We start from the raw sequence: 26,075 nt of genomic DNA, 5'->3' as shown, positions 1-26,075 counted from the left end.
GACCGGCGGGTCGAATACCTCCCGGACCGCGACGGCATGGCCTGGCTCTCCGCCTACCTCCCCGCAGCCACCGCCGCAGGGATCTGGGAACGGAGCACCGCCGCAGCCCGCACCCTCCAAGGCCCCCACGAAACCCGGACCCTCGCCCAGCTCCGCGCCGACATCACCGCCACCTGGCTCCTCACCAACACCGGCTCCGCGACGGTCGACGGCGGACTGCCCGACGGCGGCACGGGGCTGAGCGGCACGGTCGCCGGAGGCATGGAACCGGGCACGGCGGGACGGGTCCCGACCCCGAGGGCGCAGGTCCTGGTCACCGTCCCGGCCCTGTCCCTCCTGGGCGCCACCGACGAACCGGCCGTGCTCGACGGGGACGGGCCGATCCCGCCCTCCATGGCCCGGGCACTGGTCGCCGAGGGCGCCGAGTCCTTCCACCGGGTCCTGACCGACCCCCGGGACGGTGCCCCGCTAGAAATCGGACGCACCAGCTACCGCCTCACCAAAGCCCAGCGCCAATGGCTGCGGCTCCGCGACGGCAAATGCACCTTCCCCGGCTGCAACAACCACTCCCTGGACAACGAAGCAGACCACCTCCTCGCCTGGGCCCACGGAGGCACCACCGGCATCACCAACCTCGGCCAACCCTGCCCCAAACACCACCGCCTCAAACACCGCATGGACCCCCACCCCCGCCGGCAAAAACAGTCCACCCGGGTGGACCTCACCCTCACACCGGCACTACCCCAGCGAACACCAGGACTGGGAACCACCCCACTGGCCACACCACCTACAGGTCACCGGCGAGCCCTGCCCGCGCCTCCTAGCAGCCCGACAACGCCCGCTGCGGCCGGGCCTGCCGGTAGAGGTACCTGCTGTGCTCTGCGAACCCGGCGCCCTCGTACAAGGCCTGGGCGCCGGCGTTCGAGGCCATCACCAATAGCCAGAACTCCGACACGCCTCGGTGACTGCCAGCCGAAAGAAGGGCGTCAAGAACCTGCCGCCCCAAGCCACGGCGGCGGTGCCTGGCCGTGGTCGCCATGCAATAGATGCCGCCCCTCCCCTCCATCAGGGCGAGGCGCCCGACGGCGGCCGGTGCGCCGTCGCTGTCCCTCACGAGGGCGTAGACCGAGGGGCAAGACTCCAGGATCGTCCGCGCGATCTCCAGCTCGGCGTCTCCCCCGCGCCCGTCTACCGACCACCACAGCCGGAGCCACTCCTCGGAAGGCTCTTCGGAGATCTCGACGTCGTTCGCCACGCCATCGCGCGGGGTACCGGGAAGGGCACCGTCCGGCCGGACCATGATGAGTGTCTCGGACTGCCGGGTGAATCGCTGCACATCAAGCACCGCGTTGAGGCCCGTGCTCCGCTCGTCGTCGAAGACCTGGAAGATCAGCGGCAGGCGCCGGGAGCGGTACCACTGCGTGGCGGCGCGGACTGCCGATTCGTGGTCTTCGGCCTGTTCCCTGGGCCAGACCGAGTTTGCCCGCTGCGTGACACCCCCGGCGGCCCGCATGACCCATCCCCCGGTGTCCTCACGGTCCGGGGCCGGCCACGCACGGTCCATCAGCTCCTCAATCAATGCAAGGCTCAACTCCTGCGCCACGCGTCCTCCTCAAATCAATCGCCGTCATGGTACGCCGGAGGCCCCCGCAATGTGCGAGGGCCTCCGGGTTGCTTCTGCGGTTTCCGGCTACTCGGGCTTGGCTGCCGGTACTGCCTGCGCCTTGGCCTCAGGCTTGAAGTCGACTCCGGCTTCCTTGCGCTGCTGCGCCGTGATGGGCGCAGGAGCAGCGGTCAGGGGGTCGTAGCCGCCGCCCGACTTCGGGAAAGCGATGACATCGCGGATCGAGTCCACGCCGGCCAGCAGGGCCACGACGCGGTCCCAACCGAAGGCCATGCCGCCGTGAGGAGGTGCGCCGTACTTGAATCCCTCGAGCAGGAAGCCGAACTTGGTCTGCGCGTCTTCCTTGTCCAGGCCCATGAGCTCGAAAACGCGCTCCTGGACATCGGCCTCATGGATACGGATGGATCCGCCGCCGATTTCGTTGCCGTTGCACACGATGTCGTAGGCATAGGACAGGGCCGATTCCGGGTCCTTGTCAAAGGAGTCGAGGAACTCGGGCTTCGGGGAGGTGAAGGCGTGGTGCAGGGCCGTCCACTGTCCGCCACCCACCGCGACGTCACCGGAGGCGACAGCTGCGGCTGCGGGCTCGAACATCGGGGCGTCCACGATCCAGACGAAAGCCCAGTCCTTGGGATCGATCAGGCCGGTGCGGTGGCCGATCTCGACGCGGGCAGCACCCAGCAGGGCTCGGGAGGGTGACTTCTCGCCGGCCGCGAAGAAGATGCAGTCGCCGGGCTTTGCGCCGACGGCGTCGGCCAAGCCCGCCCGCTCGGTGTCCGTGAGGTTCTTGGCAACGGGGCCCGTGAGCTCACCGTCTTCCTTGAACAGCACGTAGGCGAGACCCTTGGCGCCGCGCTGCTTAGCCCACTCCTGCCAGGCGTCCAGCGCGCGGCGGGCCTGCGAGGCTCCGCCGGGCATGACGACGGCGCCGACGTAGGGCGCCTTGAAGACACCGAAGTTTGTGTCCTTGAAGAACTCCGTCAATTCGGTGAGTTCCAGGCCGAAGCGCAGGTCCGGCTTGTCGGAGCCGTACTTGGCCATCGCCTCGTGGTAAGTCATGCGGCGGATCGGCGTCGGGATCTCGACGTCGATCAGCTGCCACAGTGCCTTGACGATGCCTTCGCCGAGCTCAATGATGTCGTCCTGGTCAACGAAGCTGGCTTCGATGTCGAGCTGGGTGAATTCCGGCTGGCGGTCCGCACGGAAGTCTTCGTCGCGGTAGCAACGGGCGATCTGGTAGTACTTTTCGAAACCGCCCACCTGGAGCAGCTGCTTGAAAAGCTGCGGCGACTGCGGAAGCGCGTACCAGGAACCCGGGGCCAGACGCGCCGGAACAACAAAGTCACGGGCGCCTTCCGGCGTCGAGCGCGTCAGCGTGGGAGTTTCGATCTCCACGTAACCCTGCTGGTGAAGCAACTCACGGGCCACGCGGTTAGCCTCGGAGCGCAGGCGCATGTTCCGGGCGGGGCCGGGCCGGCGCAGGTCAAGGTAGCGGTGCTTGAGGCGGGCTTCCTCACCGACCTCCACGTGCTCGTCGATCTGGAACGGCAGGGGATCCGAGGTGTTGAGGATCACCACTTTCTCAGCGATGACCTCGATCTCACCGGTGGCGAGGTGCGGGTTTTCGTTGCCCTCGGGACGCTTGCTGACGGTGCCAACGATCTGCAGCACGTATTCATTGCGCAGGCCGTGGAAGACCTCTTCCTCGCGGACAACCACCTGGGCGACACCGGACGCGTCACGCAGATCGACGAAGGCCACGCCACCGTGATCTCGGCGGCGGCCTACCCAGCCTGCCAGGGTGACGGTCTGTCCAATGTGCTCGGAACGCAAGGATCCGAGGTCATGTGTGCGCAGCACAGCATTCCTTTCAACATGAATTTCAGGATCATGACAAAACGATCCCGTTCGAGTTTACCCGTATGAATGAAGCGTGGACCCACCAGGCCCGGTCTGCTCCCGGCTGACGCCTAAGGGTTGAGGCCCTTGAGGCGCCGGTTCCTGCCTACCGCGTGGTGATGCGGACGTGGAGATCCTCGGGCGACGGCTCCCAGCTGGCCGGATCCGCGTCGACTTGCTCTCCGGTGCGGATGTCCTTCACCTGGTGCTTACCGTCGTCGTCCGTGAACCAGACGAAAGGAATGCCGCGTCGGTCGGCGAATTTGATCTGCTTGCCGAACTTCTCGGCCTTCGCCGCGACTTCGGTTGCGATCCCCCGTCCGCGCAGCTGGGCCGCGACATCCTGGGCAGCAGACCAGCTGTCGTCGTTGTTCAGCGCAACGAGCACTGCCGTGGGCACCGAGCGCGACGCCGTCGCGAATTCCTGGCTCAGGATGCGGGAGACGAGGCGGGTCACCCCGATCGAGAGGCCGACGCCGGGGAACTTGCGGTTGCCCTTGCTGGCAAGGGCGTCGTAGCGGCCTCCGGAGCAAATGGAACCGAGCTGCTCGTGTCCCACCAGGACAGTTTCGACGACCGTGCCGGTGTAGTAATCAAGGCCGCGGGCGATGCTGAGGTCGGCAACAACCTTGCCGGGGGCGCGCTGCACTGCAGCCTCAATGACTTGTTCCAGCTCGCTGAGGCCCTCTTCAAGAAGCCCATCCGAGACACCGAGCGCCCGCACCTGCGCCACGAAGGACGTGTCCTCGGTGCGGATGCTTGCAAGCTTCAAGGCGAGTGCTGCCTGCTCATCCGTGGCGCCAAGCTCGCTCCTGAGCAATTCGGCAACTTTCGCGTCGCCGATCTTCTCAAGCTTGTCGATGCTGCGAAGCACGCCCGCAGTGTCCGTGAGGCCGATACCGCGGTAGAAGCCCTCGGCCAACTTGCGGTTGTTGATACGCAGGCGGAAGTCCGGAATGGGAAGGGCGCTCAACGCTTCCGCAATGACGAGGGCAATCTCGACGTCGTAGCGGAACGGCAGTTCGCCGTCGCCCACGACGTCGATGTCCGCCTGCGTGAACTCGCGGGCGCGGCCTTCCTGGGGACGCTCACCCCGCCACACCTTCTGGATCTGGTAGCGACGGAACGGGAAGGCGAGATAGCCGGCGTTCTCGACAACGTAGCGGGCAAACGGCACCGTGAGGTCGAAGTGGAGGGCCAGGGCGTTTGGATCCGCCTTGTCCGACTTTCCGCCCTCGCCGGCGTCCTCGTCTTCCTGCAAGCGGCTGAGACCGTATACCTCTTTGTCGATCTCGCCCTTGCGGAGGAGTTGGCCGACTGTTTCCACAGCGCGGGTCTCGATGGAAGAGAAACCATGGAGTTCGAACGTCTTGCGCAACGTGTCCAACACATGCAGTTCCACCAACCGCTCCTGGGGAAGCCACTCGGGGAATCCGGACAGGGAGGCAGTACGAGCCATGGTGGAAATTTCTCCTCAATGATTGCGCGGGCCGGACCTGGCGCCACGAACCACGGCCCGATTCGGCTCAGGTTAGGCGGGCGTCCAGCCAGTCATGCATAAACTATGTGCGGCAGCCAGTTTATGCTTTCGGCGCCTGCACATCTAATGCGGGCACCCGGGTTTGGCTTGCTTGCGATGGAAGCTTGTCCAGACAACCAGGAGGACTCTTGTCTACAAGGCCGCGGGACAACCGTGAAGCCAAACGGCGCATCAGGCAGATGGAAGCCAAGCGCGAGCTTCGGCGTGCACAGGGCAAGCGCCGCCGCCGGGACAATGTGATCGCCGTCGGTGTGGGTGCCGCCGCCCTGATTGCCGCCGTCGTACTCCAACTCACGGTGTTCAACTCGAACCCGAGCGAGTCGGAGTTCGCAGCGGCGCAGGCCGGACTCAGTTCGCCGTCGGCCTCCGCGAACCCCTCCGCGTCCGCCGCAGCGACAGGCTCGAATAGTGCCGGCATCCCCAAAGCGGATACCGCCGCGGGTAAGACGTTCACTGGCCAGCTCAGCCTCAACGGAGGGGCAGTCGGCGTCGAACTGGACGGCACAACAGCTCCCCAGGCAGCAGCCGTATTCAAATCCCTCACCGATGCGAGCTATTACAGCGGACTAAAGTGCCCTCGACTGACCACCGCCGACAACTTTTCGGTGCTGCAGTGCGGAGCCAAGGGAACGGACACCAGCGACGACCCCAACTTCCACTGGGGACCACTCGAGAACACCCCCGCCAACAACACCTACCCGGCCGGAACCATCGCCGTCGCGAGGACCGGCAACAACGCCTACGGCAATGGGCACCAATTCTTCATCGTGTACAAGGACACGGTCATTCCCCCGGATTCTGCCGGCGGGTACACGATTGTCGGCAAGGTGACGAGCGGGATGGATGTTGTGACGAAGATTGCCCAAGCGGGTATTAATCCGGGCAGCAGCGCCACCGACGGCGCCCCTGTGGCAGCTGTCACGATAGACTCATTTTCTCTGAAGTAACCAGCCCGGGCCATGGTCCACGGCGCATTACCTTAGTAATCCCTCCAAGCGAAAGACTTTTAGCGGTGACAGACAGTCAGAAATCCGACGAAACTGCAGTAGTGGCCAACGACGAAGAAACCCAGGCACCGGTAGCCGAGCAACCCGGCGTCGAGCCAACTGCCCCGGCAGAACCCGTGGCTGCCCCGGTAGCTGACGCGGCAGAGCCCGTGGCTGCCCCGGCAGAGCCCGTAGCTGACGCGGCAGTGGATGCGGCAGAGCCCGTAGCTGCCCCGGCAGAGCCCGCTGCCAAGCCTGCTTCTCCAACGCCACGCCCTGCGCCCTCGCATGCACCTTCTCCCGCCGCATTTGCTGCCCGGCCGAAAGCCGCAGCCAGCGTGATTCCGGCAGCGCCGGCCGCCCAGCCTACGGCTGTGTCCTTGGCGGAAGCCGCCAAGTGGGGGCGCGCCGAGGGTGACGGCCACGTCTTCCTGACCATCGACGGCGAAGAGCAGCCGGTGGGACAGTACCCGGGTGTGAGCACCGACGAGGCGCTGGCATACTTCGCCCGGAAGTACGACGACGTGGTCGCGCAGATCGTTTTGATGGAACACCGTGTGGAGTCCAAGGCCCCGGCCACGGACATGCAGAAGACGGTCGAGCACCTGCGCGAGCAGCTGGCCGAGCGCAACATGGTGGGCGACATCCGCACTGCCGAAGCCCGACTCGACGCCTTGGCCGGACAGATTTCCGAATTGGAGAAGTCCGAGAAGGCCGCGCACGACGCCGCACGCTCCGCGGAGCTCGCGGCACGCGAGGCGATCGTTGCCGAAGCCGAATCCATCGCGTCCCAGGACCCATCCCAGGTCCAGTGGAAGACGTCGAGCGCCCGCATGAACGAACTCTTCGAGAGCTGGAAGACAGCCCAGAAGAACGGCATCCGGCTTGGACGAAGCAACGAGGACGCGCTGTGGAAGCGGTTCCGCTCGGCACGCACCGTCTTCGACCGCCACCGCCGCGCCTACTTCTCCCAGCTGGACAGCACCAACTCGGCCGCGAAGGTTGCCAAGGAACAACTGATCGTCGAGGCCGAAGCCCTCTCCAGTTCCACGGACTGGGGTTTCGCGGCCGGCGAATACCGCCGCCTCATGGACCAGTGGAAGGCTACGCCTCGCGCCAGCCGCAAGGACGACGACGCCCTCTGGCTCCGTTTCCGTGCCGCCCAGGACGTCTTCTTCAGCAACCGCCAGGCCGCCAACGATGAGATCGACCAGCAGTACACGGCCAACCTTTCCGTCAAGGAAGAGCTCATCGTCGAGGCCCAGGCCTTGCTGCCAATCACGGACCTCAATGCTGCCAAGAAGGCCCTGCAGTCCATCCGTGACCGTTGGGAAGAAGCCGGAAAGGTCCCCCGCGCCGACATGGGCAGGATCGAAGCCGGCCTGCGCAAGGTCGAGGACGCCGTCCGCGAAGCCGAAGAGGACAAGTGGCGCAGGAGCAACCCTGAAACCAAGGCCCGCACCAACAGTGCCTTGTCCCAGCTGGAGGCGGCCATCGCCGGCCTGAAGGAAGACCTGGAAAAGGCTGAAAAGGCCGGGGACCAGCGCCGCATCAAGAATGCCCGTGAGGCCCTTGAAGCCCGCGAGGCCTGGCTTGACCAGATCCAGCGCTCGGCCAGCGACCTCGCCTAGCAGTACAAGCTTGAACCAACAGGCCCCGTCCCGGTTATCCACATAACCGGGACGGGGCCTGTTCCCGTTGCGGTGGCCACGCGATGATTGCTGAATGGCCCCGAGATTACCGCCTTCGCAGCAACAGGACTTCCCTGCCCAGGAACTGTACGCGCCCAGCCCGCAGTTCACGTGGGCCGAGCTTCAATCAATGGCTGCGGACGGCGTGCTCACCCCGCTCTACGAGAAGAGCTTCACTCCTTCCGGGCTGGTTGTCACGCCGAAGCTCCGCGCCCGCGCGGCCGCCCTTGCGGTCCCGGATCGCATCCGCAGGAAGGTCATTGCGGGCCGCATGACCGCGGCCTGGATCTACGGTTGCGCGGATGCACCTGAAAGGCTCTCGCTCCTAGTCGATGCCAAACACCGTATATCGAGCGTGCGATCGGCCCGTGGCTGCATCCTGCACGAAGTGCGCTTGGGTCAACTGGACGTGGTCAGCATCGGCGGACTCCTCGTGACCAGTCCCCTTCGGACGGCCGTGGACGTGGCACTTCACGTCGAAGCGGACAGGGCCCTGCCCGCACTGAGAATGCTGTTGTCCCGGGATGAGCTGGGGGTCCGGCTGCGGCTCTTGACCCTCGCAGTGGAGGCGTCCGCGAGGGTCCCCCACAAGAAGGCCGCCTTGCGCAAGCTCGCCACGCTGGCTCAAACCGTTGACGCGATGCCGGCCGAGGCATTCCCACCTGAGGCGGCCGCCTGAGTTGCTACCGTTCAGCTTCTCCTGCGATTGCCCGTGGTCCTGTAGACGTCGAAGACACCGTCGATCCTGCGCACGGCACTGAGCACATGGTGCAGGTACTTCGGGTCGCCCATTTCGAAGGCGAAGCGGGAGATGGCCACCCGGTCGCTCGACGTGTGCACGGAAGCGGCCAGGATGTTGACGTGGTTTTCAGACAGCACGCGGGTAACGTCGGAGAGCAGCGACTTCCGGTCCAGTGCTTCCACCTGGATCTCAACGAGGAAGACGCTGGATTGCGTCGGAGCCCATTCAACCTCGACGATCCGATCGGGCTGGTCCCGCAGATCGGAGACATTCGTACAGTCGGTGCGGTGTACCGACACACCCGAGCCCCGCGTCACGAACCCGAGGATCGGATCGGGCGGTACAGGCGTGCAGCAGCGCGCGAGCTTCACCCAGACATCCCCCACGCCCCGGACAATGACGCCGGAATCCGAGTACCGGGTCTTCTGGAGTTGCGAGGGAATACTGACTTCGTCCAGGTCCTCATCGGGCGTCTCGTGGCCGCCAAGGTGCTCCATGAGCTTTTCCATGACGGATTGCGCCGAAGTATGCCCATCGCCCACACCGGCATACAGCCCGGAAATGTCGACGTAGTGGAATTCCTCCGCCACCGTGGACAGGGCGTCATGCGTCATGAGCCGTTGCAGCGGCAGGTTCTGCTTGCGCATGGCCCGGGTCAATTGGTCCTTGCCGCGCTCGATGGCCTCTTCGCGGCGTTCCTTGCTGAACCACTGCCGGATCTTGTTGCGGGCCCGGGCGCTCTTGACGAAATGCTGCCAGTCCTGGCTTGGTCCTGCGCCCTCGGCCTTGGAGGTGAAGATCTCCACCCAGTCGCCGTGATTGAGTTCGCTGTTGAGCGGAACCAGCTTGCCGTTGACGCGCGCACCGATGGTCCGGTGACCCACCTCGGTGTGGACCGCGTAGGCGAAGTCCACCGGCGTCGATCCTGCGGGAAGGGCCATGACTTCGCCCTTGGGGGTGAAGACGAACACTTCCCGGGCATTGATCTCAAAACGCAGCGAGTCCAGGAACTCGCCGGGATCCGACGTTTCCTGCTGCCAGTCGACCAACGAACGCAACCAGCCCATGTCCCCGTCTTTGGGACTTCCCGGGCCTACGGCGGTCCGGTTGGGCTGGTCCTTGTACTTCCAGTGCGCCGCCACGCCATACTCGGCACGGCGGTGCATTTCGTGGGTACGGATCTGGATCTCGACGGGCTTGCCCCCGGGACCGATGACCGTGGTGTGCAAGGACTGGTACATGTTGAACTTCGGCATGGCGATGTAGTCCTTGAACCGCCCCGGAAGGGGGTTCCAGCGCGAATGCAAGGTGCCAAGAGCTGCATAACAGTCACGGACGGAGTCCACCAGGACGCGCACGCCCATGAGGTCGTTGATGTCGTCGAAGTCCTTGTCCCGGACAATCATCTTTTGGTAGATCGAGTAGTAATGCTTGGGGCGGCCAGTGATGGTGGCCTTGATGCGGGCAACGCGGAGGTCTTCGGCAATCTGGTTGCGGATAACGCTCAGGCTCTTCTCGCGCTCCGGAGTGCGGTCCCCCACCATCCGCACGATTTCTTCATACACCTTCGGATACAAGGCGGCGAAGGAAAGATCTTCGAGCTCCCATTTGATGGTGTTCATGCCGAGGCGGTGGGCCAGCGGCGCAAAGATCTCAAGCGTTTCACGCGCTTTGCGTGCGGATGATTCAGCGGAAACAAAACGCCAGGTGCGGGCATTGTGCAGCCGGTCCGCAAGCTTGATCATCAGCACCCGGATGTCCTTGGCCATGGCCACAACCATTTTGCGGACGGTCTCGGACTGTGCCGCCTCACCGAACTGGACTTTGTCCAGCTTGGTGACGCCGTCCACGAGCATCGCGACCTCCGGGCCGAAATCGCGCGTCAGGTCAGCGAGGGTGTAGGGCGTGTCCTCCACAGTGTCGTGCAAGAGGGCAGCGGCCAAGGTTGTGCCGGTGAGCCCCAGTTCGGCCAGGATCGTGGCCACTGCCACGGGGTGGGTGATGTACGGATCGCCGCTCTTCCGCTTCTGCCCCTGGTGGCTGCGCTCGGCTACGGTGAAGGCCCGCTGGATGAGATCGAGGTCTTCCTTGGGGTTGTTGGCCCTGACCGTCCGCAAGAGCGGTTCGAGGATGGGCGAATAGGTGCTCGCGCCCCGCCCAGTCAATTTCGCCAGCCTGGAGCGCGTCCGCTCGCGCCGTCCGGGGAACGTCGGGCGCACGCCCGGGCTGTCCACGGGCACACCATCCACGGTGCTGCCCGTAGCTGCAGTTGCGGTGCCGGCCACGCGGCTCAGGCCGTCCTCTCCGCCCGCCGGCGGCGCCGACGTCGTACGTTCCTCCACAAAAGCACCTCTCACGACTGACTTAATTCTCCCAGTCTATTCCCGCTGGTGACCTCTCCAAGAACCGGTACCCAGATGACGGATCCGGGAACGCAAAGGGCCGGCCACCGCTTTTCAACGGTGACCGGCCCTTCAACGGGAAACCAGGCTAAACGGCGGCGGCTTCCGCGCTCGAACTGGCGGCTGCCGCGCGACGGGTTGCCACCTTTTTGGCCTGCTTCTGCAGCTCCGGTTCACTCTGCCGCAGCCACGCGTAGAGCGGAGCCGCGATGAAGATCGTCGCCGCGGTCCCGATCAGGATGCCGACGAACAACGCCAGCGACAGGTCGCGGAGCGTGCCGGCGCCAAGCAGTCCGGCACCGATGAAAAGAATCGCGGCGACGGGCAATACTGCCACCATCATGGTGTTGATGGAGCGCACCAGGGTCTGGTTGACGGCGAGGTTGACCTCTTCGGCAAAGGTACGCCGGCTGGAGGTGGCGATGTCCGAGGTGTTTTCACGGATCTTGTCGAAAACCACCACGGTGTCGTACAGGGAGTAGCTGAGGACCGTCAGGAAGCCGATGATGGCAGACGGTGTCACCTCGAAGTCGCTCAAGGAGTAGACACCGGCGGTGCTGAACATCGTGACCAGCATGCCGGCGAGGGCAGAGACCGACATCTTCCAGGTGCGGAAGTACAAAGCCATCAAAAGAGCGGCCAGGCCCACGAACACCGCGAGGCCGATCAAGGCCTGCTTGGTGACATCCTGCCCCCAGGTGGGGCCGATGAAGGTCGAGGTGACCTGGTTGTCGGTGACGCCATACGCCTTTGCAAGATCCGTTTTGATCTTGACGGTCTGGTCATCGCTGAGTTTGTCGGTCTGGATACGCATGGTGCTGCCGGCGACGTTGGCGACGCGGGGAACCGCACCGGGTACGACGTCGTGGACCGCCTTTTCGCCTGGGGCGGACTCGGTGGTCTTCACATTGGACACCGTGAACTCGGAACCGCCCCGGAAGTCGATTCCGAGGTTGTAGCCGCCCTTGACCACCGGCAGGAGGATGGAGATCGCCACCGCCACAGCGGCGATGATGAACCAGATCTTCTTGCTGGACACGAAGTTGTAAGAGCGCTTGCCCGTGTAGAGCTCGTTGCCGAACTTTGCGAAGCTCGTGGTCATTACTTCTCCTCCTTGGTGCCGTTGGAAGAACCAGCCAGCTGAGCTTGCTTCTCGGCAAGCCGACGTTCGGCGATGGTCATGCGGCGCTCGGCTTCCGCGGCAGCACCGGTGTTGCGGGCGCGCACGACGGCGGGCTTCTCGGTCGGCGTGCGGAGCCTGCCGGCACCGCGGTACAGCGGCACGGCGCCCAGGCGCTCAGGGTCGAGCCCGGAGAAGCGGTGACCTTCGCCGAAGAACTTGGTCCGGGCCAGCACCTGGAGCGTCGGGTGCGTGAACATGAAGACGACCAGGAGGTCTGCCAACGCGGTGAGGCCAAGGGTGAAGGCAAAGCCGCGGACGTTTCCAACAGCGACGAAGTACAACACCAGGGCAGCGAGCAGGTTGACGGCCTTGGAGGCAAGGACCGTGCGCTTGGCCCGCTTCCAACCATTCGCGACGGCGGACACAAGGCCCTTGCCCTCACGAAGTTCGTCACGGATGCGTTCGAAGTACACGATGAAGGAGTCTGCTGTTTGGCCGATGGCCACGATGAGACCCGCCACACCGGCCAGGGACAGCCGGTAGTTTTCGGTCCAGCCCAGAATCGCGATGGCGAGGTACGTGAGTCCGCCGGCCACCACGAGGGAGAGGATGGTGACGAAGCCCAGGGCCCGGTACTGGAAGAGCGAATAGACCACCACGAGCAGGAGGCCGATCACACCGGCCAGCAGGCCAAGACGCAGCTGCTCGCCACCGAGGGTAGCGGAAATCTGCTCCTCGGACTGGATATCGAAGCTGATGGGCAAAGCACCGTAGCGAAGCTGGTCCGACAACGCCTGTGCGGATGCCTGCGTGAAGTTACCCGTGATCTGCGGCTTGCCATCGGTGATGACGGCGAGGGCGCGCGGCGCGGAGATGACTTGGTCATCCAGGACGATGGCGAACTGGGCCTTGGGGTCGTTGCCGCCCTGTGCCTGGGATGCCACGTAGAACTGGTTGAGCCTCTGCGTAACGTCCTTGAAGGTCTTGGTGGCGTTGGCGTCGAACGTGATCGTCACGCCCCACGCATTGGTGACCGAGCCCTGTGCGCCCTGGACGGGATCGAAGGAGGACGACACGATGTCCTGGCCCTTCACCTCGACCGGGCCAAGGATGTACTTGACGGCAGGAGTCGTTGCCGTTGCCGGCTCGCAAGTCACCAGCGGCTTGGCGGGATCTGACCGAGGTTGCTTGTCCTGGGCGGGATTGGCGCAGTCCAGGGCTTCGAAGGCTTTGTAGACGTCCGCTGTCACCCAGTTGCTGTCGCTGGCGTTGGTTGGCGCAGCCGTGGGCTTGGGCAGGCTTGCGTCCGGCGTCCGCGATGCCACGGGAACGGCCGCAGGGTCTCCCGTGGTGATCACCGGGCGGAAGTTCATGTCGGCAGATGCCTGGATCAGGGCACGGGTTTCCGAACTGGGCGTCCCGGGAAGGCTCACTACGACGTTACGGCCGGACTGGGTGGTGATTTCCGCTTCCGCAACGCCGGAGCTGTCAACGCGTTGGCGAATAATCGCAACGGCCTGGTTCAACTGTTCCTCGTTGATGCCGGTGGATCCTTCGACCTTGGGCGCGAGAATCATTTGCGTGCCGCCCTCAAGGTCAAGCGCGAGCTTTGGAGCCCAGCTTGCATGACCGGTGATGACGCCCCCACCGAGGACTGCTGTCAGTACAGCGAATATTGCGACAAGCCAGATCAGCACCCTGCGGGCTGCATTTTTGTGGCCGGTTCGTGCCATGTTCGATCTTCCTGTTGATGACGGAACAGCCGCCGACATGCACGGGTGAGCGCAGGCCGGCGGCGATTCATTGCCGTAGAACTATTCCCGCTTGTAGAGCGGGTACGGGCTAGTTGTCCTTCTTGCCCTCGTCATTGAGGCGCTTGAGGGTTTCCTCCGGGGTCTCCGCGGATGCCGACGCTTCGGCATCGGCGGCCGTCAGCGACGACGCGTCATCCGGAACGTCAACCGAGGCCTCCTCGGCGGGCTCAACGATCTTGGTAACGGCCTGGCGGTGCACCGTGGCGAGGTTGCCCGGAGACAGTTCAAGGACAACCTTGTTCTCAGCGTCGTCCATCGAGACGATGCGCCCGAACAGTCCGAAACTGGTCATGACGTCAACGCCGGGGGCGAACTGGGACTGCAGCTTGGCCTGCTGTTGCTGCGTCTTCTTGTTGCGGCGGAACATCATGAAGATGAAGACGCCGAGCATGGCGAACAGCAGGATTGTCATTGGATCCACAGGGAAGTTCCGTTCTTTACTTACGTTTTTGGTTTCACGGCCATGTCTGCCCGGTGGATCCGGCGGCCGTGGAGCTTTCGCCCACTTGGCCGCACAATGCTCCGACGTGCGGGCACAGAACCAAGGACTCGAACGTGCCGAGTGTCATACCAGTCTAGAGGGTTAAGCTGAAAGGATCGTGCTATCGGCCGGTGTCGATGCTTTCTGCCCCGTTTTCGCTGTCCTCGAACAACGCCAGCGGGTCCTGCCCGAACACTCCCGCCGGCACCGCATATCCAAGGTGCGTCCATGCTGACGCCATGGCGATCCTGCCGCGCGGCGTCCGCCCCAAAAGGCCTTCGCGCACCAGGTACGGCTCAGCGACCGTCTCGACGGTTTCCGGTTCTTCCCCGACGGCGATCGCAAGGGTGGAGAGCCCCACGGGACCACCGTTGAACTTGAGGATCAGCGCCTCCAGCACTGCGCGGTCCAAGCGGTCCAATCCACGCTGGTCCACCTCATACATGTCGAGTGCGGCGGAGGCGGCACGGGCATCGATCTGTTCGATGCCGTGGACCAAAGCCCAGTCCCGGACACGGCGCAGAAGCCGGTTGGCGATACGCGGAGTTCCGCGGGAACGGCCCGCGATCTCGCTGAACCCGGCCGAGTTGACCTTGAGATCAAGCAGTCCGGCCGAGCGGCGCAGAACCAGTTCGAGCTCCGCTACGGAATAGAACTCCAGGTGCCCGGTAAAACCAAAGCGGTCACGCAGCGGTCCGGGCAGCAGTCCGGCTCTCGTGGTTGCCCCGACGAGGGTGAAGGGCGGCAACTCAAGCGGAATGGCAGTTGCGCCCGCACCCTTGCCTACCACGATGTCCACCCGGAAATCTTCCATGGCCATGTACAGCATTTCCTCCGCGGGCCGGGACATCCGGTGGATTTCATCAAGGAAGAGCACTTCGCCTTCAGAAAGCGAGGAGAGGATGGCCGCGAGGTCTCCGGCGTGCTGGATGGCCGGGCCGCTGCTGATACGCAAGGGAGCGTTCATCTCGGCCGCGATGATCATGGAGAGCGTGGTCTTGCCCAGCCCTGGAGGGCCCGAAAGCAGGACGTGGTCCGCGCTCCGACCACGCATCCTGGAGGCTTCCAGCACGAGCGAGAGTTGCTTGCGGACGCGGTGCTGGCCTACGAAGTCGTGCAGGTTCTTCGGGCGCAGCGCGGCCTCGATGACGCGCTCTTCGGGTTCCTCTCCCCCGGTAACGAGGGACTGTTCAGCCACGGCTGCCTACCCGGTTTCCGGCGCGGGCCCCGTCCTGCCCAAGCCAGCGCAGGGTTGCGCGCAGGATTTGGGCGACGTTGCCGGCGTCGGCAAGTTCCGGGGAATCGGCCATTGCTTTGTCGATGCTGCCGGCGGCGTCCTTCTCCGACCAGCCGAGGCTCGTCATGGCCGCGACCACCTGCGGCTTCCACACGGACTCGGCCGCGACGGCGGGGGCTGCCCCGGGCGCGGTGCCGTGAGGTACGAGTTTCCCCGCAAGCTCCAGGACGATCCTGCCGGCCACCTTTGGCCCGATACCGGGGACCTTGGTGAATGACTTGGCGTCACCTGAATGCGCGGCCACCCGGATCGCTTCGGGCTCATGGACGGCCAGGACCGCGAGGGCCAGCCGCGGCCCCACCCCGCTCACACTGAGCAGGACATCGAAGACTTCCCGTTCGTCATCGTTCGAGAAACCAAAGAGCGTCAGTGAGTCCTCCCGGACGATCAACGAAGTGAACAGCTTCGCTTCCTCGCCGACATGCAGGTGGCTGAGCGTTTGGGGCGTGGCGTAAACACTCATTCCGGCACCGTTGAGATCGATGACGGCCGTGGAGAGACTGACGTGTGCCACGGTTCCGCGGAGAAAACTGATCAAGACCCGGCTCCTGAAGTACTGCCCCGTGCATGCTGCGCCGCGGGCTATCCGAACATATCTACGAATACCCTAGCAAGGGCCGCCGACAATTACCGGGCGCGGCGCGCTTTCGCCTCGGCTTCAGCCCACGCCCGCTGGGCGGGCGTCAATGCGCTGCTACCTGGCCCGGTGGTAGCAACTGAGGCACCGCTGCCGGCCCGCCACGCGTGGGTGACAGCGAGGGCCAACGCGTCCGCGGCGTCGGCCGGGCGGGGCGGGGCGTCAAGACGAAGGATTTTGGTGATGAGTTTCGTCACGGCTTCCTTGTTGGAGGTGCCGCTTCCCGTGACGGCAGCCTTGACCTCCGACGGCGTGTGGAGCGCCACCGGGATGCCGCGCCGCGCAGCGGCCGCGATGACCACGCCGGACGCCTGGGCGACGCCCATGACCGTGCTGACGTTCAACTGGGAGAAAACCCGTTCGACCGCAAGCACGTCGGGTTTGTACAGGTCCAGCCATTCATCGATGGCCTTGGCGATGACCAGCAGGCGCTGGTCCAATGATTGCTCCGGGGAGGTTCCCACGACGCAGACGGCCACCATGGTGGCGCGGCGGTTCCGTTCGACGTCGACTACTCCGATGCCGCAACGGGTGAGGCCCGGATCGACTCCCAATACGCGAAGAGTCAAGTCCGGGCCTCCCTGTTTGTTGTCTGGCTATGTCGCAAAAGGCACTACTCGGCTTCGAGCGCAGCCTGGACTTCCTCGCTCATGTCCGCGTTGGTGTACACGTTCTGGACGTCGTCGAGATCCTCGAGGGCGTCGACGAGCTTCATGAACTTCTTGGCGCCGTCGAGGTCCAGCGGCACCTGCATGGACGGGACGAATTCAGCTTCGTCCGTCTCGTATTCGATGCCGGCTTCCTTGAGGGCTTCGCGGATTGCGGGGAGATCGGTGGGCTCCGAGTGGATTTCCCAGGTGTCGCCGTTGTCCTTGACTTCCTCGGCGCCGGCGTCGAGGACAGCCATCAGGATGTCGTCTTCGCTGAGCCCGTTCTTGGGCAGGTTGACGACGCCCTTGCGGGTGAAGAGGTAGCTCACGGAGCCGGGGTCGGCAATGGTGCCGCCGTTGCGGGAGATAGCGAGGCGGACCTCGGAAGCGGCACGGTTCTTGTTGTCCGTGAGGCACTCGATCAGAAGGGCGGAACCCTGCGGACCGCGAGCTTCATACATGATCTCCGTGTAATCGACCACTTCGCCGGTCAGGCCGGCTCCGCGCTTGATGGCGCGGTCGATGTTGTCAGCGGGGACCGAGGTCTTCTTGGCTTTGGTGACAGCCAGTTCGAGGCTCGGGTTGCCGGCGAGGTCCGGTCCGCCCATGCGGGCCGCGACTTCGATGTTCTTGATCAGTTTGGCGAACGACTTGGCCCGGCGGCTATCGAGGATGGCCTTCTTGTGCTTGGTCGTCGCCCATTTGGAGTGGCCTGACATGCTTTAAACTTCCCCTCTGATCATTCGAATAAACAGTTCATGCACGCGCTTCTCCCCAGTCACTTCCGGGTGGAAGGAGGTGGCCAGCAACCGACCTGAGCGCACTGCAACAATTCTAGCCAACCCATGCAAAGTGTCCGTGTGGGTGGCTTTCCCCGGTTCCACCTGGGCAAGGATCTCGACGCCGGGACCGACCCGTTCCACCCACGGTCCGCGGATGAAGACGGCGTGGACTGGGTCGACGCCGGACTCGCCTGCACTGAACTCGAGGCCTTTGAAGTCAAGGTCGGTTTCGAACGACTCGCGCTGCCGGCCGAAGGCGTTGCGGCGCACCGTGATGTCCAATCCACCGAAAGTCTGTTGCGGATTCCCGGCCAGGTCCGTGGCGGGGTCGGCGATATCGTCCGCGAGCAGGATCATGCCGGCGCAGGATCCATAGACCGGCAGCCCGGACGCGATCTGCTTGCGGATGGGATCGGCGAGTTCGAAGATGCGCGCCAGCTTGTCGATGGTGGTGGACTCGCCGCCCGGAATGATGAGGCCGTCAATGTCGTCGAGTTCCGCCGGACGCCGGATGCCGACGCCGGTGGCACCGGCCGCTTCGACGGCGTGGATGTGCTCACGAAAATCGCCTTGTAGGGCGAGGACGCCGATGCGCAGGCCCGAGCCCACGCTTGATGACGCCTCGGAAGGGGGATTGGTCATTCGACCATCATAATGCGCCGCCACCGCCGGGCTCGCCCTGCAACCCCATGGCAGCTTTGCGGCACGTGGTTTATGCACCAACTGGGATATATTACAGAGCATGTTTTCGTTCACCGTTCCGCTCGGCAAGCTGGTCCGTGCTGTGTCCCGGCTTCGCGGCGGGGGTTCGGCTTTGCCTGGCCTCGTGGTCGAGAAGATCGACCCCGGCTTCATGCAGAGGACCCTGTCCTCGCTCCCCCACGGCGTGGCTGTGGTGAGCGGAACCAACGGCAAGACGACCACCACCAAAATGGTGGTGGAGCTCCTCGAAAGCCAAGGCCTTAAGGTCTTCACCAACCGCACGGGCAGCAACTTCACCCGAGGCGTGGCAGCTGCCCTTCTTGGTGAGGTGGACTGGCGCGGCAGGCTGGACGCCGACGTCGCGGTATTGGAACTCGACGAGGCGCATGCCGTGCATTTCGTGAACAAGGTCCCGCCGCGCTATTGCCTTCTCCTCAACGTCCTGCGCGACCAACTGGACCGTTTCGGCGAAATCGACACCACCGCGCTGCTCCTCCAGCGCATTGCTGAGCGCACCACCGGGACCGTGGTCCTGAACCGCGAGGATCCCCGGGTCGCGCGCATCGCGGGAGCCGTGAGCGGCCCCGAAGTGCTCTACTTCGGATTGGACGAATCACTCCGGAGCACCTTCCCGAACGACGACGACATGCGGGCCGCGGCTCCGGAAACCAGCGTTCGCGGTGACGTTCCCGCCGTCGAAACAGCCGACGTCGTACTCCGCCGGGTTGGTACGGACGACGCCGACTTCGAGTTCGACGGAACCCGCGTGTCCACGCACATGAAACTCCGCGGCGTCTACAACATCTTCAACGCCGCCGCCGCGCTGGTGCTGGCCAGGAGCATCACCGGGGCAAGCGGACGGCCCGGCGATGCCGCCAAGCTGGTCAAGGCGCTCTCCGAGGTGGCTCCGGCATTTGGCCGCGGCGAGAGCCTGACGGTGGATGGCCAGCCCCTTGAGTTGGTGCTGGTAAAGAACCCGAGCGGTTTCCGCCTGGGCCTGAAGTCATTCCCGGCGAAGGGCTACGCGTCCATGATCGCCATCAACGACAACTATGCCGACGGCCGTGATATGTCGTGGCTCTGGGACGTTGAATTCGAATCCCTGCGCGAGGACGGCGTCGAGGTCCTCAGCGGTGTCCGTGCGTACGACATGGCCCTGCGCCTCCAGTACGACGAGGTCCGCTTCGGCTCCGTGGACACGGACATCCCTGCGGCCTTGGCTGAATTCATCCGGGGGTCGGCGGGCAAGCCGAAACGCGTGTTCTGCACTTACACCGCGATGTTGGCCATCCGGCGTGAACTCTCCAAAATCACCACAGTAGAGGTGGTCTCATGACCCCGGCCGAAGACACCACCCTCCACGCCAGCAAGGGCACCATCCGGGTCCTGCAGCTGTACCCCCGCGACATGAACATCTACGGGGACTGGGGAAACGCACTCGTCTTGAGGCAGCGCTTGCTCTGGCACGGATATACGCCCGAGCTCCTTGAATACAACGTGGGCGACGACTTCCCCGAAGATGTCGATCTCATTGTGGGCGGTGGCGGACAGGACAGTGGCCAGGTCGTCATCCAGGACGATCTCCAGGCACGCGGCGAGCAGCTCCGCGGGATGGCCGAGGACGGAACGCCCATGCTGGTTATCTGCGGGCTCTACCAGCTTTTCGGCAAGTTCTTCAAGACGAAGAGCGGCCCTGTTATCCCCGGTATCGGCATCCTTGACGTCGAGACCGTCGGTACCGACGAACGCCTCATCGGAAACGTCACCCTCACCTCGCCCGAGTTCGGCGAAATCATGGGCTACGAAAACCACAGCGGACAGACCTCCCTGGGCCCCGGCGTCGAGCCCCTCGGCACCGTGTCCAAAGGTGCCGGCAACAACAGCAAAGACAACCATGAGGGGGCCAGGCACCGGAATGTTGTTGCCAGCTACCTCCACGGTTCCCTGCTGCCCAAGAATCCTGCCATCGCCGATTTCCTGATCCGGACCGCCGTCGAACGCAAGTACGGTACTTTCGTCCCCGGAACGCCCGACGACGACTTTGCCCGCCTCGCGCGCGAACACGCGGCACGGCGGCCGCGCTAACACGGGAAAACCGTTGTGGGCGGGGGCCCTGCATGAAAGGGTTGCTTCATGACGAACCCTCTCTTGGAGCCGAGTACCCTTCCCTACGGATTGCCGCCCTTCGCAACAATCCACGACAGCCACTACGCCGAAGCCGTAGACGCGGGGCTCGCTGAGCACCTGGCCGAGATCCAATCCATCGTGGACAATCCCGAGCCCGCTTCCTTCGAAAACACGGCGGTTGCGATGGAACGCTCAGGACGCCTGCTGGAGCGGGCAGCGGCATCCTTCTTCACATTGGTTTCCGCCGACGCCTCGGAGGCCATCCGCGAACTCGAAACCGAGCTGTCTCCCCGCTTCGCGAGCCATCAGGACGCGGTCTATCTCAACCGCGGACTGTACGAGCGATTCGCGGCCGTAGACACCTCAGGACTCGATGACGAATCCATCCGGCTGGTGCAGGAGTACCTCCGCGAATTCCGCCAGTCGGGCATCCAGCTTGATCCAGATGACCAGGAAACGCTCAAGAGCCTCAACGCCGAACTGTCCCGTCTGGGAACGGAGTACGGGCAACGCGTCAAGGAAGCCATGAAGGCCGCCGCCCTTGTGGTGGATGACGCCACGGAACTTGCCGGCCTGCCGGCGGACGAGATCGCCAGTGCCGCCGAGGCAGCACGCACCGCTGGACACGAGGGGAAATACCTCCTGACCCTCATACAGCCGAGCAACCAGCCTGCTTTGGCTTCTCTGCAGGACCGCGAGCTCCGCCGTCGCCTCTATGAGGCATCCCTTGCGAGGGGCAGCGACGGCGGCAGCCTGGACGTGATGGAGCTAGCGAAGGCGATGGTGCGTCTGAGGGCAGAGAAGGCGACACTCCTCGGGTTCGGCAACTACGCCGAACTCGTCATGGACCGCCAGACCGCCCCCGATTTCGCGGCCGTTCAGTCGATGCTCAACCGGCTCGCTCCTGCGGCCATCCGCAACGCCGACGCCGAAGCGGGCGCCTTGGCGCAGAGCGCAGGCCACCCGCTGGAAGCCTGGGACTGGGCGTATTACTCCTCGAAGGTCCGCCGGGAGCGGTACGAGGTGGTCGAACAGCTGCTACGGCCCTATTTCGAATTGGACCGGGTACTGGTGGACGGAGTGTTCTTCGCAGCCACGAGCCTCTTCGGTATTACTTTCCACGAGCGGGAAGACCTTGAGGGGTACCACCCCGACGTCCGGGTCTGGGAGGTGCGAAACGAGGACGGCTCTGAGCTTGGCCTCTTCCTTGGCGACTACTACGCTCGGGACTCCAAGCGCGGCGGCGCCTGGATGAACTCGCTCGTCGAGCAGTCAGCATTGCTGGGTACCAAGCCGGTTGTGATCAACAACCTGAATATCTCCAAACCGCCGGCCGGAGAACCCACCCTGCTTACCCTGGACGAGGTCCGGACCACGTTCCACGAGTTCGGCCATGCCTTGCACGGACTCTTCTCCAACGTCATGTATCCACGGTTTTCCGGAACATCGGTCCCCCGGGACTTCGTGGAGTATCCGTCTCAGGTCAACGAGATGTGGATCATGTGGCCCGAGATTATCGGCAACTACGCCCGGCACTATGCCACCGGGGAACCGCTCACCCAGGACATCATTGACCGCCTCAACGAGTCCAAGCTCTGGGGCGAAGGTTTTGCCACCACGGAATACCTCGGGGCGGCCCTGTTGGACCTGGCCTGGCACGTGCTGGACGTCGACGGCGTTCCTCAGGACGCGCAGGACTTCGAAGCCAAGGCATTGGCTTCGGCCGGTGTGGCGCACTCCCTCATACCGCCCCGGTACCGCACAGGGTACTTCCAGCACATCTTCGCCGGGGACTTCTACGCGGCGGGGTACTACTCCTACATCTGGAGTGAAGTGCTCGACGCGGAAACTGTCGACTGGTTCACGGAAAACGGCGGACTGCTGCGCAAGAACGGCGAACGATTCCGCTCGGAGCTGCTCTCCCGAGGCAACAGCCGGGATCCACTGGAATCGTTCCGCACGCTCCGCGGCCGCGACGCCGCCCTGGAGCCCCTCCTCAAGCGCCGCGGCCTCGAGTAGGTGGGCTGGCCGACCCAACTAGCTAGCAGTCGTTGTCGTTATGGAGCCTCATAACGACAACAACTGCGAGTCAGTTGGGTTAACGGACGACGCCGGCCGGTCACCGAAGAAGGTGACCGGCCGGCGTCGTACTTAGCGGGAGAGCGAGGCGGGCACTGATCCGGCAGCCTGCGTAAAAGGGCCCCCGCCCTATGCCGTTGCAAAGCCGCGGCAGCGGGCCGCGGGGAATAGCAGGCCGAGGATCGGGGCCTGCCGGCCCGCCAACCGGTCGCGCAAGGCGCCGAACGATGTGATCCGGCCGAGGCGCCGGACGGTGTGATCCGGCAGCGTGCGTAAAAGGGCCCCCGCCCCTCGCCGCCGCAAAGCCGCGGCAGCGAAACGCGGGGAATAGCACGCCGAGGATCAGCGCCGCCCGGCGCACCAACAGAGCGCCGGCTTAACTAAGACTTACCAGCCGCGCTCGGCGAGGCGGTGAGGCTCCGGGATTTCCTCGACGTTGATGCCCACCATGGCTTCGCCCAGGCCGCGGGAGACCTTGGCGATGACGTCGGGGTCGTCGAAGAAGGTTGTGGCCTTCACGACGGCGGCGGCACGCTGTGCCGGGTTGCCGGACTTGAAGATGCCCGACCCGACGAACACGCCGTCCGCGCCGAGCTGCATCATCATGGCAGCGTCGGCCGGGGTGGCGATGCCGCCAGCGGTGAAGAGGACGACGGGGAGCTTGCCGGTGGCGGCGATTTCCTTGACGAGCTCGTACGGGGCCTGCAGTTCCTTGGCCGCGACGTAGAGTTCGTCCTCGGGCAGGGTAGAGAGGCGGAGGATCTCGGCGCGGATCTGGCGCATGTGGGTGGTGGCGTTGGAGACGTCGCCGGTGCCGGCCTCGCCCTTGGAGCGGATCATGGCCGCGCCCTCGTTGATGCGGCGCAGCGCCTCGCCCAGGTTGGTGGCACCGCAGACGAAGGGAACGGTGAAGTTCCACTTGTCGATGTGGTGGGTGTAGTCGGCCGGGGTCAGGACCTCGGACTCGTCGATGTAGTCAACACCGAGGGACTGCAGGACCTGTGCCTCGACGAAGTGGCCGATGCGCGCCTTGGCCATGACGGGGATGGACACGGCGGCGATGATCTGGTCGATCATGTCCGGGTCCGACATGCGGGACACGCCGCCCTGGGCGCGGATGTCGGCGGGAACGCGCTCGAGCGCCATCACGGCCACGGCACCGGCATCTTCGGCGATGCGGGCCTGCTCGACGTTGACGACGTCCATGATGACGCCGCCCTTGAGCATCTCGGCCATGCCGCGCTTGACGCGGCTGCTGCCCGTAACGCTGGCTGCGGACGAACCGGCTTCGTTGCTTACATCAGGTGTAGACACAAAAACCCCTATGGGTAGATAGAAGACCTTGGCCGGGGCGCAGGCGGACAGAGGCCACACACAGCGCACACCGGATTTCCAGGTCACATTGACCAAGTAACTTCAATACTAGTCCCCTGCGCTGTGCCCGTCGTACTTGATTACCGGAGCCGGGCCACGCAGTTCCGCCCGCACCGGCAGGCGCCGCAAACCGGGTGATATGGGTCCGCGTGTCGCGATACTTCAGGTGGCCATTGACGGCGCCAGATTGGTCGCCGGATCGAAATTGTACGCTCGTCGCTTGGTTGCGGGAATGCTCGTCCTACCTTTTACTCCAAGTGATTGCCCCGACAGCCCCAGGCACCCGTCAGCGCCGGCCCGATCGCCGAGGCGATCCGGATTCATTGGGAACTTAGCACCTGATTTTGGGACCAGTTTTCCTTGTTTCGCTTTTCGACTTTTCGGATCGCGGTCCGACGGCCTTTAATGTCAGACCCCCGTGACAGGGTTTAGTCATGGAAGGCATCGGTCAACTCGTGGCACGTCGGGCAGGCCTGCCCGACGGCGGGATCGCGGCGCCGGGGCGCCTGTCCCGCCGCCTGAAGCCCGTCGCTGCCCGCCACGCCGTGCTCCAAAACCCTTCCCAGTTCCAAATTCCTTCCCAGCTCCAAAACTCTTCCCAGTTCCAAAACCCGGCCGCCGCCGCACCGTCCCCCGCGGGTGGCCTTGACCTGGCGGTGGCGGCGATGGATGCGCTGCGCGCAACCGCTCCCTCCGACACCCGCTCGTTCACTTTCCCCGATGCCGCGGATTTCGCCGGCAAGGTCGAAGAGATCTCCCGGACGGTGGAGTTCTTGCAGCTCGTCGCCGCCCAGGCCGTGGAACGGACCCGCAGCGAAGCCCAGGCGGCACGGCAGCCATCCGCGGCCCCGGGGTGGAGGACCGGCTGGACCGAGCCCACGGAAGCCTCAGTAGGCGCGGTGGACGACGGTTACCGGAACGCGGCCGAATTCCTGCGCGCCAGGCTGCGGATCGGCATCGGCGAGGCCAGGCGCCGGCTCACCCTGGCCTCCGGCGTGCTCCCCCGGACAGGGATCACCGGACAGGACGTACCCGAACGCCACGAAGTCCTCGCCGCGGCCCTTTCCACCGCAGCCGTGCCGTCCCGATCGGCCACCATCATCAGCACGGCCCTGGACCAGGTACGCCACCTCGCCGATCAGGAAACCACCCTGCAGATGGAGCACTCACTCACCCAAACCGCCGTGCGGAGCGACCCCGATTTCGTGAACCGGATGGCCAAGCGCTGGGTCGACGCCATCGACCAGGACGGAACCGAACCCAGCGAAGAAGAACTCCGCCACCGCCAAGGAGCATTCATCCGCAAACCCCGCCGCGGCCTGCACCACCTGGAAATCTTCGCCACCGCCGAACAATTCGAAACCCTCGCCACCGCCATGAACACCGCCACCAACCCCCGCCTCCAGCACCACACAAACGACACCGCCGCCGGAGCACAGGATCCGGATCCAGCCGGCACCACCGGCCGCCCCGCGGGACACCCGGAGCACGACACCGCCGACCCCGCCCTGGACCGCCGCTCCCGTGCACAGAAGCTGCTCGACGGACTCACCGGCGCCTGCAGCATCGCCCTGGCCACCGGCGGGCTGCCGGCGAACGGCGGACTCCGCCCCCAGGTCATGGTCACCATCGACTACCAAGACCTGCTCAAGCGCATCGACCGCGAAACCCCCACCACCGCGAACCTCCGCCCCGGCACAAGCCCCCGCCCCGGCACCGGTGCCTCCACCTTCCAAGGCCCGATCCACCCCTCGGTCATCCGCAAGATCGCCTGCGACGCGGACATCATCCCCGTCCTGCTCGGCAGCGACAGCCGCGTCCTGGACATCGGCCGCAGCACCAGGATCTTCCCGCCCCACATCCGCAAAGCCATCATCGCCCGCGACCAAGGCTGCACCTTCCCCGACTGCACCATCCCCGCACCCTGGTGCGAAGCCCACCACATCACCTACTGGTCACAGGGCGGCACCACCGGAACCGACAACGGCACCCTGCTATGCAGCCACCACCACCACGTCATCCACAAAGAACACTGGACCATCACCATGGAAACCGGCACGGCATGGTTCAAACCACCACCCCACCTCGACCCCCGCCAAACACCCCGACGCAACCACTACTTCAG

At 64.7% G+C, this 26,075-nt stretch carries 20 protein-coding genes and 1 pseudogene; 8 read left to right on the top strand and 13 right to left on the bottom strand.

Features of this window, described 5'->3' with window-relative positions:
• Positions 1 to 940, top strand: a pseudogene (locus AC1DJW_RS25055) (HNH endonuclease signature motif containing protein); the annotation flags it as partial.
• Here the strand turns inward: AC1DJW_RS25055 and AC1DJW_RS25050 are convergent.
• From AC1DJW_RS25050 to hisS, 3 genes are all read right to left on the bottom strand, one after another.
• Positions 821 to 1,564, bottom strand: coding sequence for a GNAT family N-acetyltransferase (locus AC1DJW_RS25050; RefSeq protein WP_476902810.1), 744 nt, complete (start codon positions 1,562 to 1,564; stop codon positions 821 to 823). The pseudogene AC1DJW_RS25055 and the gene AC1DJW_RS25050 sit on opposite strands and share 120 nt — an antisense overlap.
• 126 nt (positions 1,565 to 1,690) lie before the next feature.
• Positions 1,691 to 3,484 carry an aspartate--tRNA ligase gene (gene aspS, locus AC1DJW_RS25045; RefSeq protein WP_390277404.1) on the bottom strand — a complete coding sequence of 598 codons (1,794 nt, stop codon included), beginning with the start codon at positions 3,482 to 3,484 and terminating at the stop codon, positions 1,691 to 1,693.
• Between the two features lie 145 nt (positions 3,485 to 3,629).
• Complete coding sequence (hisS, locus tag AC1DJW_RS25040; protein ID WP_476902809.1) at positions 3,630 to 4,982, bottom strand: histidine--tRNA ligase; 1,353 nt, start codon at positions 4,980 to 4,982, stop codon at positions 3,630 to 3,632.
• Positions 4,983 to 5,242: 260 nt separating this feature from the next.
• On the opposite strand from hisS, the gene AC1DJW_RS25035 reads away from it, so the two are divergent.
• The 3 genes from AC1DJW_RS25035 to AC1DJW_RS25025 all read left to right on the top strand — a co-directional run bounded on the left by AC1DJW_RS25035 (position 5,243) and on the right by AC1DJW_RS25025 (position 8,419).
• Positions 5,243 to 6,010 carry a peptidylprolyl isomerase gene (locus AC1DJW_RS25035; RefSeq protein WP_390277924.1) on the top strand — a complete coding sequence of 256 codons (768 nt, stop codon included), beginning with the start codon at positions 5,243 to 5,245 and terminating at the stop codon, positions 6,008 to 6,010.
• Between the two features lie 65 nt (positions 6,011 to 6,075).
• Complete coding sequence (locus AC1DJW_RS25030) at positions 6,076 to 7,680, top strand: DUF349 domain-containing protein (protein WP_390277408.1); 1,605 nt, start codon at positions 6,076 to 6,078, stop codon at positions 7,678 to 7,680.
• Between the two features lie 94 nt (positions 7,681 to 7,774).
• Positions 7,775 to 8,419, top strand: a complete 645-nt coding sequence (locus tag AC1DJW_RS25025) for a type IV toxin-antitoxin system AbiEi family antitoxin (protein WP_390277410.1) — start codon at positions 7,775 to 7,777, stop codon at positions 8,417 to 8,419.
• Positions 8,420 to 8,430: 11 nt separating this feature from the next.
• On the opposite strand, the gene AC1DJW_RS25020 is transcribed toward AC1DJW_RS25025, so the two are convergent.
• The 9 genes from AC1DJW_RS25020 to pdxT form a co-directional block, all read right to left on the bottom strand.
• Positions 8,431 to 10,824 (bottom strand): RelA/SpoT family protein, encoded by a 2,394-nt coding sequence (locus tag AC1DJW_RS25020; protein WP_390277926.1) that lies wholly within the window; start codon positions 10,822 to 10,824, stop codon positions 8,431 to 8,433.
• Between the two features lie 148 nt (positions 10,825 to 10,972).
• Positions 10,973 to 11,986 (bottom strand): protein translocase subunit SecF, encoded by a 1,014-nt coding sequence (gene secF / locus AC1DJW_RS25015; protein WP_390277412.1) that lies wholly within the window; start codon positions 11,984 to 11,986, stop codon positions 10,973 to 10,975.
• A complete protein-coding gene (gene secD / locus AC1DJW_RS25010) occupies positions 11,986 to 13,740 on the bottom strand; it encodes a protein translocase subunit SecD (protein ID WP_284754934.1) in 1,755 nt (584 codons plus the stop codon). The genes secF and secD overlap by 1 nt, the downstream gene beginning before the upstream one ends.
• A gap of 109 nt (positions 13,741 to 13,849) precedes the next feature.
• Entirely contained in the window at positions 13,850 to 14,233 is a 384-nt protein-coding gene (gene yajC, locus AC1DJW_RS25005) for a preprotein translocase subunit YajC (RefSeq protein WP_284754953.1), read from the bottom strand.
• Positions 14,234 to 14,423: 190 nt separating this feature from the next.
• On the bottom strand, positions 14,424 to 15,500 hold the full coding sequence (ruvB, locus tag AC1DJW_RS25000; protein WP_390277414.1) for a Holliday junction branch migration DNA helicase RuvB: 1,077 nt from the start codon (positions 15,498 to 15,500) through the stop codon (positions 14,424 to 14,426).
• Positions 15,493 to 16,137: a Holliday junction branch migration protein RuvA gene (ruvA, locus tag AC1DJW_RS24995; protein WP_284754937.1), complete on the bottom strand. Its 645-nt coding sequence runs from the start codon at positions 16,135 to 16,137 to the stop codon at positions 15,493 to 15,495. Before ruvA ends, ruvB begins: the two co-directional genes overlap by 8 nt.
• A gap of 89 nt (positions 16,138 to 16,226) precedes the next feature.
• Positions 16,227 to 16,805 (bottom strand): crossover junction endodeoxyribonuclease RuvC, encoded by a 579-nt coding sequence (ruvC, locus tag AC1DJW_RS24990; protein ID WP_459340534.1) that lies wholly within the window; start codon positions 16,803 to 16,805, stop codon positions 16,227 to 16,229.
• A gap of 44 nt (positions 16,806 to 16,849) precedes the next feature.
• Positions 16,850 to 17,605 (bottom strand): YebC/PmpR family DNA-binding transcriptional regulator, encoded by a 756-nt coding sequence (locus AC1DJW_RS24985; protein WP_284754939.1) that lies wholly within the window; start codon positions 17,603 to 17,605, stop codon positions 16,850 to 16,852.
• A gap of 3 nt (positions 17,606 to 17,608) precedes the next feature.
• A complete protein-coding gene (gene pdxT / locus AC1DJW_RS24980) occupies positions 17,609 to 18,310 on the bottom strand; it encodes a pyridoxal 5'-phosphate synthase glutaminase subunit PdxT (RefSeq protein WP_236810687.1) in 702 nt (233 codons plus the stop codon).
• A gap of 100 nt (positions 18,311 to 18,410) precedes the next feature.
• Between pdxT and AC1DJW_RS24975 the strand changes: the two genes are divergently transcribed.
• From AC1DJW_RS24975 to AC1DJW_RS24965, 3 genes are read left to right on the top strand one after another with little or no spacing between them, the layout of a single operon-like run.
• Positions 18,411 to 19,706 carry a Mur ligase family protein gene (locus AC1DJW_RS24975; protein ID WP_459340533.1) on the top strand — a complete coding sequence of 432 codons (1,296 nt, stop codon included), beginning with the start codon at positions 18,411 to 18,413 and terminating at the stop codon, positions 19,704 to 19,706.
• Positions 19,703 to 20,455: a type 1 glutamine amidotransferase gene (locus tag AC1DJW_RS24970; RefSeq protein ID WP_459340532.1), complete on the top strand. Its 753-nt coding sequence runs from the start codon at positions 19,703 to 19,705 to the stop codon at positions 20,453 to 20,455. The genes AC1DJW_RS24975 and AC1DJW_RS24970 overlap by 4 nt, the downstream gene beginning before the upstream one ends.
• A 48-nt stretch (positions 20,456 to 20,503) precedes the next feature.
• Positions 20,504 to 22,516 (top strand): M3 family metallopeptidase, encoded by a 2,013-nt coding sequence (locus AC1DJW_RS24965; RefSeq protein ID WP_476902808.1) that lies wholly within the window; start codon positions 20,504 to 20,506, stop codon positions 22,514 to 22,516.
• Between the two features lie 447 nt (positions 22,517 to 22,963).
• On the opposite strand, the gene pdxS is transcribed toward AC1DJW_RS24965, so the two are convergent.
• Positions 22,964 to 23,890: a pyridoxal 5'-phosphate synthase lyase subunit PdxS gene (pdxS, locus tag AC1DJW_RS24960; RefSeq protein ID WP_306959754.1), complete on the bottom strand. Its 927-nt coding sequence runs from the start codon at positions 23,888 to 23,890 to the stop codon at positions 22,964 to 22,966.
• Between the two features lie 494 nt (positions 23,891 to 24,384).
• Between pdxS and AC1DJW_RS24955 the strand changes: the two genes are divergently transcribed.
• On the top strand, positions 24,385 to 26,075 hold a 1,691-nt coding region (locus tag AC1DJW_RS24955; RefSeq protein ID WP_476902807.1), incomplete at its 3' end, for a DUF222 domain-containing protein.

It is taken from the genome of Arthrobacter sp. 05L417 (assembly GCF_056397865.1).
This window is presented reverse-complemented; position numbering and strand designations above follow the sequence as displayed.

What these genes read in the sequence shown, in the direction of transcription:
- AC1DJW_RS24965 (WP_476902808.1), top strand. Translation starts at nt 20,504, where the DNA reads ATGACGAACCCTCTCTTGGAGCCGAGTACCCTTCCCTACGGATTGCCG.
- AC1DJW_RS25050 (WP_476902810.1), bottom strand. Translation starts at nt 1,564, where the DNA reads ATGGACCGTGCGTGGCCGGCCCCGGACCGTGAGGACACCGGGGGATGG.
- AC1DJW_RS25035 (WP_390277924.1), top strand. Translation starts at nt 5,243, where the DNA reads ATGGAAGCCAAGCGCGAGCTTCGGCGTGCACAGGGCAAGCGCCGCCGC.
- yajC (WP_284754953.1), bottom strand. Translation starts at nt 14,233, where the DNA reads ATGACAATCCTGCTGTTCGCCATGCTCGGCGTCTTCATCTTCATGATG.
- AC1DJW_RS24970 (WP_459340532.1), top strand. Translation starts at nt 19,703, where the DNA reads ATGACCCCGGCCGAAGACACCACCCTCCACGCCAGCAAGGGCACCATC.
- hisS (WP_476902809.1), bottom strand. Translation starts at nt 4,982, where the DNA reads ATGGCTCGTACTGCCTCCCTGTCCGGATTCCCCGAGTGGCTTCCCCAG.
- secF (WP_390277412.1), bottom strand. Translation starts at nt 11,986, where the DNA reads ATGACCACGAGCTTCGCAAAGTTCGGCAACGAGCTCTACACGGGCAAG.
- AC1DJW_RS24985 (WP_284754939.1), bottom strand. Translation starts at nt 17,605, where the DNA reads ATGTCAGGCCACTCCAAATGGGCGACGACCAAGCACAAGAAGGCCATC.
- AC1DJW_RS24975 (WP_459340533.1), top strand. Translation starts at nt 18,411, where the DNA reads ATGTTTTCGTTCACCGTTCCGCTCGGCAAGCTGGTCCGTGCTGTGTCC.
- AC1DJW_RS25025 (WP_390277410.1), top strand. Translation starts at nt 7,775, where the DNA reads ATGGCCCCGAGATTACCGCCTTCGCAGCAACAGGACTTCCCTGCCCAG.
- pdxT (WP_236810687.1), bottom strand. Translation starts at nt 18,310, where the DNA reads ATGACCAATCCCCCTTCCGAGGCGTCATCAAGCGTGGGCTCGGGCCTG.
- secD (WP_284754934.1), bottom strand. Translation starts at nt 13,740, where the DNA reads ATGGCACGAACCGGCCACAAAAATGCAGCCCGCAGGGTGCTGATCTGG.